Origin of the sequence: Bradyrhizobium sp. PMVTL-01 (genome assembly GCF_051861855.1) — a bacterium.
GTDB lineage: Bacteria > Pseudomonadota > Alphaproteobacteria > Rhizobiales > Xanthobacteraceae > Bradyrhizobium.
In genome coordinates this window covers 6084433-6097146 of sequence record NZ_CP193982.1, presented here as the reverse complement: position 1 = coordinate 6097146, position 12714 = coordinate 6084433, and the positions used below count along the sequence as shown (strand labels likewise).

The 12714-nt window shown below is 64.9% G+C and carries 10 protein-coding genes and 1 pseudogene; 3 read left to right on the top strand and 8 right to left on the bottom strand.

The window, feature by feature from the left end; all coding sequences use genetic code 11:
- Positions 1–5: 5 nt before the first annotated feature.
- From scpA to folP, 6 genes are all read right to left on the bottom strand, one after another.
- Positions 6–2162 carry a methylmalonyl-CoA mutase gene (gene scpA, locus ACRQ5Q_RS29590; protein ID WP_439393476.1) on the bottom strand — a complete coding sequence of 719 codons (2157 nt, stop codon included), beginning with the start codon at positions 2160–2162 and terminating at the stop codon, positions 6–8.
- A gap of 23 nt (positions 2163–2185) precedes the next feature.
- Positions 2186–2650 carry a GFA family protein gene (locus ACRQ5Q_RS29585; protein ID WP_439374286.1) on the bottom strand — a complete coding sequence of 155 codons (465 nt, stop codon included), beginning with the start codon at positions 2648–2650 and terminating at the stop codon, positions 2186–2188.
- The gene (locus ACRQ5Q_RS29580; RefSeq protein WP_439374287.1) at positions 2647–4518 is read right to left on the bottom strand and encodes a methylmalonyl-CoA mutase family protein; all 1872 of its coding nucleotides are present in this window, start codon (positions 4516–4518) and stop codon (positions 2647–2649) included. Before ACRQ5Q_RS29580 ends, ACRQ5Q_RS29585 begins: the two co-directional genes overlap by 4 nt.
- Positions 4519–4599: 81 nt before the next feature.
- On the bottom strand, positions 4600–5091 hold the full coding sequence (folK, locus tag ACRQ5Q_RS29575; RefSeq protein ID WP_439374288.1) for a 2-amino-4-hydroxy-6-hydroxymethyldihydropteridine diphosphokinase: 492 nt from the start codon (positions 5089–5091) through the stop codon (positions 4600–4602).
- A 1-nt stretch (position 5092) separates the two neighbouring features.
- Positions 5093–5461, bottom strand: a complete 369-nt coding sequence (folB, locus tag ACRQ5Q_RS29570; protein ID WP_008132622.1) for a dihydroneopterin aldolase — start codon at positions 5459–5461, stop codon at positions 5093–5095.
- Positions 5458–6318, bottom strand: coding sequence for a dihydropteroate synthase (gene folP / locus ACRQ5Q_RS29565; protein ID WP_439393474.1), 861 nt, complete (start codon positions 6316–6318; stop codon positions 5458–5460). Before folP ends, folB begins: the two co-directional genes overlap by 4 nt.
- Before the next feature lie 685 nt (positions 6319–7003).
- Here folP and ltrA point away from each other — a divergent pair.
- Positions 7004–8383 (top strand): group II intron reverse transcriptase/maturase, encoded by a 1380-nt coding sequence (ltrA, locus tag ACRQ5Q_RS29560; RefSeq protein ID WP_439368145.1) that lies wholly within the window; start codon positions 7004–7006, stop codon positions 8381–8383.
- Between the two features lie 79 nt (positions 8384–8462).
- Here the strand turns inward: ltrA and ACRQ5Q_RS29555 are convergent, their stop codons facing one another.
- Together ACRQ5Q_RS29555 and ACRQ5Q_RS29550 are read right to left on the bottom strand one after the other, a co-directional pair.
- The gene (locus tag ACRQ5Q_RS29555) at positions 8463–8870 is read right to left on the bottom strand and encodes a DUF4332 domain-containing protein (RefSeq protein ID WP_439374290.1); all 408 of its coding nucleotides are present in this window, start codon (positions 8868–8870) and stop codon (positions 8463–8465) included.
- A 24-nt stretch (positions 8871–8894) separates the two neighbouring features.
- Positions 8895–9260 (bottom strand): annotated as a pseudogene (locus tag ACRQ5Q_RS29550) (DUF2267 domain-containing protein).
- Positions 9261–9596: 336 nt separating this feature from the next.
- Between ACRQ5Q_RS29550 and ACRQ5Q_RS29545 the strand changes: the two are divergent.
- Together ACRQ5Q_RS29545 and ACRQ5Q_RS29540 are read left to right on the top strand one after the other, a co-directional pair.
- Positions 9597–11219: a helicase HerA-like domain-containing protein gene (locus ACRQ5Q_RS29545; RefSeq protein WP_439393472.1), complete on the top strand. Its 1623-nt coding sequence runs from the start codon at positions 9597–9599 to the stop codon at positions 11217–11219.
- A 132-nt stretch (positions 11220–11351) separates the two neighbouring features.
- The gene (locus tag ACRQ5Q_RS29540) at positions 11352–12692 is read left to right on the top strand and encodes a glycosyltransferase family 87 protein (protein ID WP_439393470.1); all 1341 of its coding nucleotides are present in this window, start codon (positions 11352–11354) and stop codon (positions 12690–12692) included.
- The last annotated feature ends 22 nt before the right edge of the window (positions 12693–12714 follow it).

Genomic DNA, 12714 nt, shown 5'->3' with positions numbered 1-12714 from the left:
ATCATCTACTCCGCCGCCTCGCTATGGCCGAGCCGGGCATTCAGCTTGCGGATCAGCTCCTCGGCCGCATCCGCGATCACGGTGCCCGGCGGGAAGATCGCCTCGGCGCCGGCCGCGTGGAGGGCATCGTAATCCTGCGGCGGCACCACGCCGCCGACGATGATCATGATGTCGTCGCGGCCCTGCTTCTTCAGCGCGGCCTTCAGCTCGGGCACCGCGGTGAGGTGGGCGGCGGCGAGCGAAGAGACGCCGAGGATGTGCACGTCGTTCTCGACCGCCTGGCGCGCGGCCTCATCGGCGGTCGCGAACAGCGGTCCGATGTCGACGTCGAAGCCGATATCGGCAAACGCCGAGGCGATCACCTTCTGGCCGCGGTCGTGGCCGTCCTGGCCGATCTTGGCGACCAGGATGCGCGGGCGGCGGCCTTCCGCCTCCTCGAAGGCGTCGATCAGCGCCTGAACCTTCTCGACCTGGTTGCCCATGCTGGACGCCTCCCGCTTGTAGACGCCGGTGATGGATTTGATCTCGGCGCGGTGCCGGCCGAACACCTTCTCCATCGCGTCCGAGATTTCGCCGACGGTCGCCTTGGCGCGCGCTGCGTCGATCGCGAGCGCGAGCAAATTGCCGTTGCCTTCGCCGGCCGAACGCGTCAGCGCGGCGAGCGCGGCATCGACATCCTTCTGGTTGCGCTCGGACTTCAGCCGCGTCAGCTTGTCGATCTGGAGCCGGCGAACGTTGGTGTTGTCGACCTTCAGGATCTCGATCGGGACCTCGTCGGTCGGCTTGTACTTGTTGACGCCGATCACCGCCTGCTTGCCGGCATCGATACGGGCCTGGGTCTTGGCCGAGGCCTCCTCGATGCGCAGTTTTGGCACGCCGGCCTCGATCGCCTTCGCCATGCCGCCGAGCTCCTCGACCTCCTGGATGTGGCCCCAGGCCTTGACCGCGAGATCGCGCGTGAGCCGCTCGACGTAGTACGAGCCGCCCCAGGGATCGATGATGCGGGTGGTGCCACTCTCCTGCTGCAGGAACAGCTGGGTGTTGCGGGCGATGCGCGCCGAGAAATCGGTCGGCAAGGCCAGCGCCTCGTCGAGCGCGTTGGTGTGCAGCGACTGGGTGTGGCCTTGCGTCGCCGCCATCGCCTCCACCGTCGTGCGCATCACGTTGTTGAAGACGTCCTGCGCGGTCAGCGACCAGCCCGAGGTCTGGCTGTGCGTGCGCAGCGACAGCGAGCGCGGGTCTTTCGGATTGAACGGTTTCAGCAGCTTCGCCCAGAGCAGGCGCGCCGCGCGCAGCTTGGCGACTTCCATGAAGAAGTTCATGCCGATCGCCCAGAAGAACGACAGCCGCGGCGCGAAGCGGTCGACGTCTAAGCCGGCGGCAAGGCCGGCACGCAGATATTCGACGCCGTCCGCGAGCGTATAGGCGAGCTCGAGATCCTGCGTCGCGCCGGCCTCCTGCATGTGATAGCCGGAGATCGAGATCGAATTGTACTTCGGCATCTTTTGCGAGGTGTAGGCGAAGATGTCCGAGATGATCCGCATCGAGGGCGCCGGCGGATAGATGTAGGTGTTGCGCACCATGAACTCTTTCAGAATGTCGTTCTGAATGGTGCCCGAGAGCTTTTCCGGCGGCACGCCCTGTTCCTCGGCGGCCGCGACGTAGAGCGCGAGGATCGGCAGCACCGCCCCGTTCATGGTCATGGACACGCTCATCTGGTCGAGCGGAATGCCTGCGAACAGCGTGCGCATGTCGTAGATGGAATCGATGGCGACGCCGGCCATGCCGACATCGCCGCCGACGCGCGGATGGTCAGAGTCATAGCCGCGATGGGTGGCGAGATCGAAGGCGACCGACAGGCCTTTCTGCCCGGCCGCGAGGTTGCGGCGGTAGAACGCGTTGGAATCCTCCGCCGTGGAGAAGCCCGCATATTGCCTGATGGTCCAGGGCTGGTTGACATACATGGTCGGGTAGGGGCCGCGCAGATAAGGCGCGATGCCCGGATAGGTCTCGAGGAAATCGAGCCCGGCGAGATCCGCCTCGCCATAGGCTGATTTCACCAGAATGCCCTCGGGCGTCAGCCACGGCTCGGCGCTGCCGGCAGGCGCTTCGGTTGCGATGCGCTCGAAGGCAACATCGGCAAAATTGGGAATGCGGCTCATGGTTTCAACCATATCAAAGGCGCTCAATCATGGTCCGGATGTTGATGGCTGACGATGGTCGCCATCTTCTCCGGCCCGTAATTCTGCTGCGTGGTCTGGCTCGGCAGATTGGCGATGCCGACGACCCAGCCGAGGCGGGATTCGGTGCCGTATTGCCGTGTCGGCACCACGTGGTCCGGACGGTCGAACGCGCCGGTCATGATCTCGATGCGCGGCCCATCGATGCGGCGGAAGCTCAGGGGCGTGCCGCAGGCGGCGCAGAAATCGCGCATCGCGATCGAGGAGGATTGGAACGCCGATGGCGTGCCCTTGGTCCAGGCAAAGTCCGTCTTCTCGATGTCGGCGAAGGAGGCGAACGGTGCGCCGGTCGCCTTTTGGCACATCCGGCAATGACAGATGCTGACTTTGCCAGGCGGTGCTGAGACCGCAAAGCGCACCGCCCCGCATTGGCAGCCGCCGGTGAGAACGGGTTTGCTGGTCTCGGTCATGCCATTTCCATCCGTCGATAGGCGTCTTGCAACGTGGCAAGCGCATCGCCTCCGGCGAACACAAAACCCGTGACGCCGGCGGCCCGCAGCGCCGCCTCGGCATCGGTCGGGCGGCCTGCCAGATAGATATGTCGCCCGCCGGCCGATTGCAGGGCCTTTGCCGCAGCTTCGGCGTGTTCCGCGTAGACCTTGTCGCTGGAACAAAGGCAGGCAAGAGCGGCGCCGGAGGCCCTGAAGGCGGCGGCGAGCTTGGCCGGATCGGTAAGACCCTCGCTCTCGACGGCCTGGATGCCGCCGGCCTCGAAGAAGCTTTTCGCGAAGGACGCGCGCGCCGTGAAATCGGCGGGCGTGCCGAGATTGGCCAGGAAGACCTTTGGCCGCGCTCCGTGCGCCTTGAGTGCCGCATCGGATTTGTCGCGCAGCGCCTCGAACGGCTCTGCCAGACGGATCGGCGGCAGCGCATCGAACTTGTATTTCCGTTCCCCGTAAGGCGCGAGCGTAACAGGCGTTGCCTTCAGCACCGCCGTCTCGCTCTCCTGCAGGTTCGGAAACTCGCTGGCGCCGGTCAGAACGTCGCGGCGCTTGGCGATGTTGGCCTCGCGGGCTTTGCGCGCGGTCGCGACCTTGCTCTGGAACAGACCCTGCTGGAGTGCGGCAAAGGCACCGCCGGCTTTCTCGCTCTCCTGGAACAGCGCCCAGGCCGGTTCGCAAAGCTGGGCGGTCAGTGTCTCGATGCCGCCGGCGCCTGCTGCGGGATCGCTGACCTTGGCGAGGTTGCTTTCCTCCAGCAGCAGAAGTTGCGTGTTGCGCGCCACCCGTCGCGCGAACGGATCAGGCAGGCCGAGCGCCAGCGTGTGCGGCAGCACGGTGATGGCACTGGCGCCGGCGAGCCCCGCCGCGAACGTCGCCATGGTCGCGCGCAGCATGTTCACGTAGGGGTCGCGCCGCGTCAGCATGCGCCAGGCCGTATCGGCGGCAATGAACAGCGGTTTCGGCGTCAGCCCGCACGCGGTCTCGATGCGAGCCCACAACAGCCGCAGCGCGCGGAATTTGGCCATGGTCAGGAACTGGTCGGCATCGGCAGAGAGCCGCGCATAGATCATACCCTGTGCCTGCTCGAGCGGAATGCCGGCACCTTCGATCGCGCGCAGATAGGCGACGCCGCAGGCGAGCACGAAAGCCAGCTCCTGCGCTTCCGATCCACCGGCATCGTGGATCACGCGTCCGTCGGCCGAGGCAAACGGCCCCTTGAAGCCGAGCGCGGCGAGACCCTTGATGGCGCCGGTGACGGCCGGAACGATCTCGTCCCAAGTGTAAGGGCTGTGGCCCCACACGGCGCCGGCCGCAAGCGGATCGAGCCCGAAGCGGATGTTGCAGGCCGCGGGATCGAGGCCGTTGCTCTTGACATATTCCGCGACATGGATCGCGGCCATCCGTGATTGCGGACCGATCTCGAGCTCGACGCCGATGCCGGCATCGAGATGAACGTCCTTCAGGACTTTCGCGACTGCCTCGGCCGAAGGTTCCAGGCCGAAACCGCGCGCGCCGTTGGCGCCGGCGAACACCAGCGCGAGCCCGGTCGCGCCGTTCTCCAGGTCCTGCAAGGCCTGCGCATTCGCGAGCGCAGCGTCGGGATGGTCGATCCGCTGCACGATCTGCCACGGTGCGGCCGCCGGCCGGCCCGCCACGGGCGCGACGCCCTTGGCGCGCGGATAGAGCGGCTCGATCTTGATTCCGTCATAGGTCTTGCCGACCAGCTTCTCGAACGGCGCCCCCTTCAGCACGCCGTCGACCAGCTTGCGCCAGTCCTCGACGGTAGCCTTGGGAAAATCCGCCGCCAGCGGCAGGTCGTCAGTCACGGAGGTCATACGGCCAAGGGCTCCCGAAAATCTTCTTATTCGCAGGCGAAATTGCCACGGCGGACCGTCCCTGCAAACGGTTGTTTTTGGTTAACCGGTATCCGGAAGCCGCTCAATGCCTTGCGTCGAGACGCCGGCAAGCCCGTCACGCACACGAATGCCCGAGATCACGCGGTCCGGCGCGATTTCGGCCAGCGGCACCAGCACGAAGGCGCGCTCGAACAGGCGCGGATGCGGCAGCGTCAGGTCGGGCTTCTGCAAGGACAGATCGTCATAGGCGATCATGTCGAGATCGAGCGTGCGCGGGCCCCAGCGCCGCTCCTTGTCCCGCGTGCGGCCGAATTTCTGCTCGACCTTCTGCAGTACGAACAGCAGCGCATGCGGATCGAGGCTGGTCTCGATCTCGACGCAGGCGTTGATGAAGGGGGCCTGGTCCTCGTCGCCCCAGGGCGGCGTTGCGTAGTCCGAGGAGCGCCCGATCAGTGCGGCCTGCGCCATGCCGCAGATGTGCGAGATCGCCTTTTTGAACGTCGCGCGGACATCGCCGACATTGCCGCCGAGTGCGATCAGCACGTTTCCCATGTCACGGATGCCGCGAGCGCGTCAGCATGATGCCGACGTCGTCGAAGATCGCGGCGATCGGCGCGTGCGGCTTGTGCACGGTGATCTTGACCGCGCGGATGCGCGGGAAGTGCGACAGGATGGCATCGGCGACCGCGCCGGCCGCGCCTTCCAGCAGCTTGTAATTGGTGTTCTTGAAGGCCGCCGTCGTGGTCGCCACGACTTCGGCGTAGGACACGGTGTCGGCGAGCCGGTCGGTGCGCGCAGGTTCCGACAAGTCGGTGTAGAGCTCGAGGTCGATGACGAAGCGCTGGCCGACTTCGGTTTCGTGATCCATCACGCCATGGCGCGCATGGATCGACAGGCCGGTCACGAAGATCGTATCGGTCATTGCTTGCTCTCGATTGCGTGTGCGACCCGCAGGGCCTGCAAGGTCTCGGCGACGTCGTGGGTCCGGATGATCCTGGCGCCGCGCTGCGCGGCGATCAGGTGCGCGGCGATCGAGCCGGCGAGCCGCTCCGATGGCTCCGACGGCGACACCGAGGCGATGAAGCGTTTTCGCGAGGCGCCAACGAGGATCGGCAGGCCGAACCTGTCGAGCTCGCGTAAGCGCGCCAGCGCGATCATGCTCTGCTCGGCTGTCTTGCCGAAGCCGATGCCGGGATCGAGCACGATTTTTTCGCGCGCGATGCCGGCTTTTGCGGCGATATCCAGCGAGCGCAGGAAGAATGCTTTCATGTCTGCGACGATGTCGATGGCGGGGTCGACGCTGTCGCGGTTGTGCATGACGATGACGGGGACGCCCCTTGCGGCGATCAGCTGCGCCATGTCGGCGTCGCGTTGCAGGCCCCACACGTCGTTGGCGATCACCGCGCCCTGGTCCAGCGCGAATTTCACCACCTCCGCCTTCATGCTGTCGATCGACACGGGCACGCCGAGCGCGACGACGGCTGGCAGCACCGGTTTCAGCCGGGCCAGCTCGTCCTCGGCGGTGACCGCCTTGGCGCCGGTGTAGGGCCGGGTGGACTCGGCGCCGATGTCGATGATGTCGACGCCGGCCTCGATCATCGCCCGCGCCCGCACCAGCGCCTGCTCGGGCGCGATGAACTTGCCGCCGTCGGAGAAGGAATCCGGGGTGACGTTGAGCACGCCCATCACCGCCGGGATCGGTCGGCCCACGAGCGTCCGCAGCGCATCAGGCCCGGCCGAGCCGGCCGGCGGGACGGATGGGGAGGGCGAGGCATTCATGCGCGTGGCATTGCGCTGTCGTGGGGGGGGGAGTCAAGCCGGGATTGGGGACGATTCGCGGCCATTCCGATGCGCACAGACGGCCGAGAGGAAGCGATGTTCTTGCCTACACTCCGTTATTGCGAGCGAGCGAAACAATCCAGACCGTCACCGCGGAAAGATTCTGGATTGCTTGTGCGCCAGGCAAGCTGGCGTGGTCCAACCGGTGGAAGTCCGGTCCGGGTAAGCGGTAGCGAGCGCCCGGTAGTGAGTGTTGCGTGGCCGTCGGCAACGGCGGCTGCGAAGCGTACACAACGATGCTGTGGGGTGGGCTATTGAGCCGCGAAAGACAGAAACTCGCAGAGGCCGAGCCGGTAAGCAACGTCGAAGGCAACATGTGCGGCGCCGTTATGCGAGGCGCTGACGCTCTGCCGTGGTCGAAGACCCCATCACGCAGCAAAGGACCGCGTCGGAACCTGGGAGGTCCCGCATCTGACCGATGGCAACATGCCCCCAAGGTCCGCATCGGGAAGGCGAGGAGCCAAAGCCGATGACGAACGGATGCGGGAAGTCGGACGCGGCCGTAGTAGCGTCGAAGCCTGCGAACGAAGCGGAGCGATCCGCGGAGGAGTTGGTGGAGCGAAGGGCCGCGACCAAGGGGAATGCGGACCAGCAAAGCACGCCCCGGACGCCGAGCCGGACAAGCGTGACACAGGCGTTGGAACGCATACGGCGAACTGCAAGGGAAAGGAAGAAGGAGAGGTTCACTGCGCTGCTTCACCACATCACGCCTGAACTGCTCGAGGCGGAGTTCTTCGCGCTGAAGAAGCATGCCGCGCCGGGTGTGGACGGAATGATGTGGCGGGACTACGAGCAAGACCTCAAGGCCAATCTTGAGGACCTGCATGCTCGTGTTCACCGGGGAGCGTACCGGCCGCAGCCGTCGCGGCGGGTCCATATCCCGAAGCAGGATGGGCGGCAGCGACCGCTGGCGATTGCGTCCCTCGAGGACAAGATCGTTCAGCGGGCAACCGCTACGGTGCTCAACGCGATCTACGAGGAGGACTTCCTCGGGTTCTCGTATGGGTTCCGGCCCGGGCGCAGCGCGCACGATGCGATGGATGCGCTGCTGGTCGGAATCGAGAGCCGGCGGGTGAACTTCATTGTTGACGCCGATATCCGCTCGTTCTTCGACATGGTGGACCAGGAATGGCTCATCCGCTTCGTCGAACATCGGACCGGCGACCAGCGTATCATCCGTCTGATCCGCAAATGGCTCAAGGCGGGTGTTCTCGAAGAAGGAACGGTCAGGGTCAGCGAACAGGGGACGGCACAAGGGGCGGTGATCTCGCCGCTGCTTGCCAACATCTACCTGCACTATGCCCTCGATCTGTGGGCCGAACGCTTCAGACGGCGCGAGGCCGCGGGTGACATGATCATCGTGCGCTACGCTGACGACTTCATCGTCGGCTTCGAGCATGAGAATGAGGCCCGGCACTTCCTCGAAGAATTGCGCAAACGGCTGCAGGAGTTCGCGCTGTCACTGCACCCTGAGAAAACCCGGCTGATCGAGTTCGGACGTCATGCGGAGGACAACCGCAGGCGGCGCGGGCTCGGCAAGCCGGAGACCTTCAACTTCCTCGGCTTCACCTTCATCTGCAGCCGATCCAAGCAAGGCAAGTTCCAGATCAGGCGCAAGTCTCGCAAAGACCGCATGCGGGCGAAACTGCAAGCCGTGAAGCAGGGAATGCGACGGCGTATGCACCAGTCGGTGCTCGAACAGGGCAAATGGCTGCGGCAGGTCGTTACCGGGTACTTCAACTACCACGCGGTACCGACCAACAGCCGAGCGCTCAGCGCCTTCCGCTACTTCGTCACCGAACAATGGAGGCGGATGCTTCGGCGCCGCAGCCAGATTGACGGGACCACGTGGCAGCGGGTCGCGCGGCTTGCCTCCGACTTGCTCCCCAAGCCACAAATCCTCCATCCTTGGCCCCGAACACGCTTCACCGCTACTCACCCGAGGTGGGAGCCGTATGCGGGAAAGCCGCACGTACGGATCTGTGCGGGGGGCGCCCAGCAATGAGCGTCCCTACCGCGACCGCTGCGCTCGCAAGGACGACCTCGGATCAGTGGTACCCCATTTCTCCAGCTTGGTCCGCAGCCTAATACGTGATCTTCGGCGGCAGCTTCTTCGCCTTGGCGATGATGTCGCCGACCGACTTCTCCGACGGCAGGATGCGGACCAGCTTCTTCTTCTCGTTGGCCTCGCGCATGCTTTGCGCCAGCCTGGCCGGATTTCGGAAGGCAAGCTCGCGCACGGTGGTGACGCCGGCGGCGCGGACCAGGCCGACCTTGGCCCGGCCCATGCCGGGGATGCGCATGTAGTCGGAGACGTTGGCCCATTCCAGCAGCAGTTGCTCGCTGATGCCGGTCTTGGCGGAGAGCGCTTTGCGGCCCTTCACGGTCGAGGCGGCCTCGAGCAGCGCGTCGGTGGTGCGGATGCCCTGCGCCTTCAGCTTGTTGGCGGCAAAAGCGGGCAGGCCCTCAATCTCTGAGATCGGATATGTCATGATGCTCGATATGAAAAGCGTTGCTCAGGCGAACTGGCTGAGGCCCGGCGTCCCCGCGATCATCTTGCCCATCTGATCCGCTCCGATTTTATCTCGGCCGTAGCGGAAAGTTCGCGGGCAATGGACTGAATCTCGGACATGCCAAGGCCCAGCCCCATCCAGCCGTGTGCCGACGGCCATCAGGCCGTCGCCCATCAGCCGCGACAGTCCGCCGCCGCTTCTGGACGCCTCGATCGCCGCTTCCGCGCCGGGAATCTCGTTGATCAGGGCTTCGACGTTTTCGGAGGGGCCTTCGTTGCGCAGAAAGCCCAGGATAATGCCGACGGTCTTTTCGGCGACAGCACTATCTATGCTGGCGTTCGCCGCCAGCCGTCCGATCAGCTCGTCCATATGGCCTGCCCCTCAGCCGGTTCACATGCCGGAGTATTGTTTTCGAAAATGATCTTGAGCCGGTGCGATGTGAAATACAAGTGATGAACGCGGCCGACCTCCCGAACGCGCGAAAAGTGTTGCAGCGATGCAAGAGCGGAGATGGAATCAGCAAGAAATTACCGCGGTGCGTACGCCTCGTTCCAACTTTCGGCTGATGTCGCCCGCTTGTTTCCGACAATGTCGCATGGTTAGGCCGCGTTGAACGGTTTTAATCGGCGCGCGACATGCGTTAAACTACGGAACTGGCGCATTTTGGTTTCAATACGCGAAACACGGCAGAGATCAGAGAGAATAATGACGGCACAGGACAGCAAGCTCGGCGACACTGACGACCAGATCTTCGTCGGGAAAGGAGACGAGCAGGCATGGCTGACGCTGGCGCTCGCCAATCGCCATGGCCTCGTCACCGGTGCAACCGGAACCGGAAAGACGGTGTCGCTGCAAGTCATGGCGGAAGGATTTGCGCGCGCCGGTGTCCCGGTCTTCGCCGCCGACATCAAGGGCGACCTCTCCGGCATCTCCGAGCTCGGGGTGCCTAAGGACTTCATCGTCAAGCGCGCCGCCGAGATGGGGCTGGAATTCCAGCCCGATCAGTTCTCGACGGTGTTCTGGGACGTGTTCGGCGAGCAGGGCCACCCGGTGCGGGCGACAGTCACCGAGATGGGGCCGCTGCTGCTCGCGCGCATGCTCGACCTCAACGATGTGCAGGAAGGCGTTCTCAACGTCGCCTTCCGCGTGGCCGACGATAACGGGCTCACCCTCATCGACATGAAGGATCTGCGCGCGCTGCTCGACGCCATCGTGCCGGAGCCCGGCAACAAGGGGGCGGATGCCGAGGAAAGCCCGCTGGCCGACATCAAGAAGGAGGCGCAGGGCTTCGGCAACGTGACCAAGGCCACCGTCGGCACCATCCAGCGCCAGCTCCTGGTGCTGGAGAACCAGGGCGGCGCCAAGTTCTTCGGCGAGCCGGCGCTGGCGCTGAAGGATTTCATGAAGACCGATCGTGACGGCCGCGGCATGGTCAACATCCTGGTCGCGGACAAGCTGCTGCAGAGCCCGCGGATTTACGCGACATTCCTGCTGTGGATGCTGTCCGAGCTGTTCGAGGAGTTGCCCGAGGCCGGCGACCTCCCGAAGCCCAAGCTGGTGTTCTTCTTCGACGAGGCGCATCTGTTGTTCAACGACGCGCCCAAGGCGCTGATGGACAAGATCGAGCAGGTGGTGCGGCTGATCCGTTCCAAGGGTGTGGGCGTCTACTTCGTGACGCAGAACCCGATCGACGTGCCGGACCGCGTGCTCGGTCAGCTCGGCAACCGCGTGCAGCATGCGCTGCGCGCCTTCACCCCGCGTGACCAGAAGGCGGTTGCGGCCGCGGCCCAGACCTTCCGCCCCAACCCGAAGCTCGACACCGCCAAGGTGATCACGGAGCTCGGCAAGGGCGAGGCGCTGGTGTCCTTCCTCGAAGGCAACGGCACGCCGACCATGGTCGAGCGTGTAATGATCCGGCCGCCATCGGCCCGGATCGGGCCGATCACGCCGGAAGAGCGCAAGGCGATCATGGATGCAAGCCCGCTGAAGGGCAAATATGACACCGCCGTCGATGCGGAATCCGCCTATGAGATGCTTCAGAAGCGCATTGCCGGCACCGCGGCCACGGCCGACGGTCCGGCCGGTGAAAGTGGCGGCGGCATCCTCGGCCAGATCGGTTCGATGGTCGGCACTATTTTCGGCACCAACGTCAAGCGCGGCCGCCTCTCGACCGGCCAGGTCATTGCACGCGACGTGACGCGATCGGTCACCAACCAGGTGATCGGCGGGCTGGCCGCCAATGTCGGCAAGTCGATCGGCGGCCAGCTCGGCGGCTCGATCGGCCGCACCCTGGTCCGCGGTGCGCTCGGCGGGTTGCTGCGGAGATAGGCAGCAAGCCCGATTGGAAGCCATTCGTAGTCGAGCGCGGTCGCCTCACAGCGAGCACAATTTCAGGTGAGGGGACTCTCCAAGTCTTCCGCGGTCTGCTACGTCCTGTGCCTTGCCGGACCGGACCATATTGTGACCTTGACCGACCCACTCCCCAAGCCTGATGCGCCGAGACGCCTGTCGCTGCGTGCGCCGCTGGACCTGCTCTTCCTGCTCTGCTGCGTCATCCTGACCGCCGACGTTCTCGTTCCGGAGATCTTCGGCCACGGCAAGACCAAGGATTACGGGCTGTGGTACTGGGCCGGGCAGCAGGTTCTGAACGGCCGGCCGCTCTATCCCGCCGACATCCACTCGTATTTCGAATTCATCTATCCGCCGCTTCCCGCGATCCTGCTCGCGATCCCGAGCTGGTTCGGCAAGATCCCGCTCTACATCGTGCTGTCGATCCTGAACGTGCTGGCGTGGTGGTACACCGGGACACTGTCCAATGCGATGACCGGCTCGGGCCGCACGGCGGGCCCCTGGCTCGAGGCGCTGCCGGCATTCGTTACCGTGACCTTCGTGTTCGACATGTTCGACCTCGGCCAGCCGAACCTTCTGCTGCTGGCGATGATGCTCTACGGTTTCTGGAGCCTGCAGCATCAGCGATCGTGGCTCGCAGGCTTCATGTTCGCGCTCGCCACCGCCATCAAGGTGTTTCCGATCGCGGTGCTGCCCTATCTGATGTGGCGGAGGAGGTGGGCCACCGTCGCAGCGACGGTCGCCTTCACCGGCATCCTTCTCTATGTCGTGCCGGCGCCGATCCGCGGCTTCGAGCGCAACGCGGCTGAACTCAAGACCTGGTATCAAGGCATGGTCGGCTCGAGCTCGGAAAAAGGCTTTGGCCAGCGCGACGAGCAGAACTGGTCATGGGTCAATCAGTCCCTCATCGCCGTCACGCACCGCCTGGTCCGCCCGATCAACTATAATCAGGAGGATCCGAACAAGCCGCCACGCACGATGAACCTCATCGACGTCGATTACAAAACGGCGAACTGGATCGTGCTGGCGCTGGCAGTGTTGCTCGGGCTCGGCTTCGTCGCGGTGATGCCACGGCAATCGCGGCGGACGGCGCGCTCGGATGCCGAGGAGCTCGGCATCCTGTTCTGCCTGATGACGGTGGCATCGCCGCTCGCGCGGCAATACTACTTCATGTGGCTGTTCTTCCCGATGACGGTGCTGATGCATCGTGCCGCCTTCGACGAGCGCGCGAATGTGCGGCTGGGAACCTGGCTCGCGCTCGGCGCGGCCGGCATTCTCATGCTGCTGGCGCTGCCGTGGTTTCCCAACGCCCTCCAGGCCTGGGGCAACAACCTCGCCGCCACGGCCGTTCTTGCCGGGAGCCTTGCATGGCACATCCGGCATCCGCCGGTTGCGGCTGGCTCCGAGCCCGCGACGGCGCTAAAAGCCAAGACATCTAACGGGACATCCTAAGAAGACATCTTGAGATCAAAAT

Coding starts and splice junctions, on each gene's coding strand:
- ACRQ5Q_RS29585 (WP_439374286.1), bottom strand. CDS start 2,650: ATGACCGAGACCAGCAAACCCGTTCTCACCGGCGGCTGCCAATGCGGG.
- ACRQ5Q_RS29555 (WP_439374290.1), bottom strand. CDS start 8,870: ATGACATATCCGATCTCAGAGATTGAGGGCCTGCCCGCTTTTGCCGCC.
- folP (WP_439393474.1), bottom strand. CDS start 6,318: ATGAATGCCTCGCCCTCCCCATCCGTCCCGCCGGCCGGCTCGGCCGGG.
- scpA (WP_439393476.1), bottom strand. CDS start 2,162: ATGAGCCGCATTCCCAATTTTGCCGATGTTGCCTTCGAGCGCATCGCA.
- ACRQ5Q_RS29580 (WP_439374287.1), bottom strand. CDS start 4,518: ATGACCTCCGTGACTGACGACCTGCCGCTGGCGGCGGATTTTCCCAAG.
- ACRQ5Q_RS29545 (WP_439393472.1), top strand. CDS start 9,597: ATGACGGCACAGGACAGCAAGCTCGGCGACACTGACGACCAGATCTTC.
- folK (WP_439374288.1), bottom strand. CDS start 5,091: ATGGGAAACGTGCTGATCGCACTCGGCGGCAATGTCGGCGATGTCCGC.
- folB (WP_008132622.1), bottom strand. CDS start 5,461: ATGACCGATACGATCTTCGTGACCGGCCTGTCGATCCATGCGCGCCAT.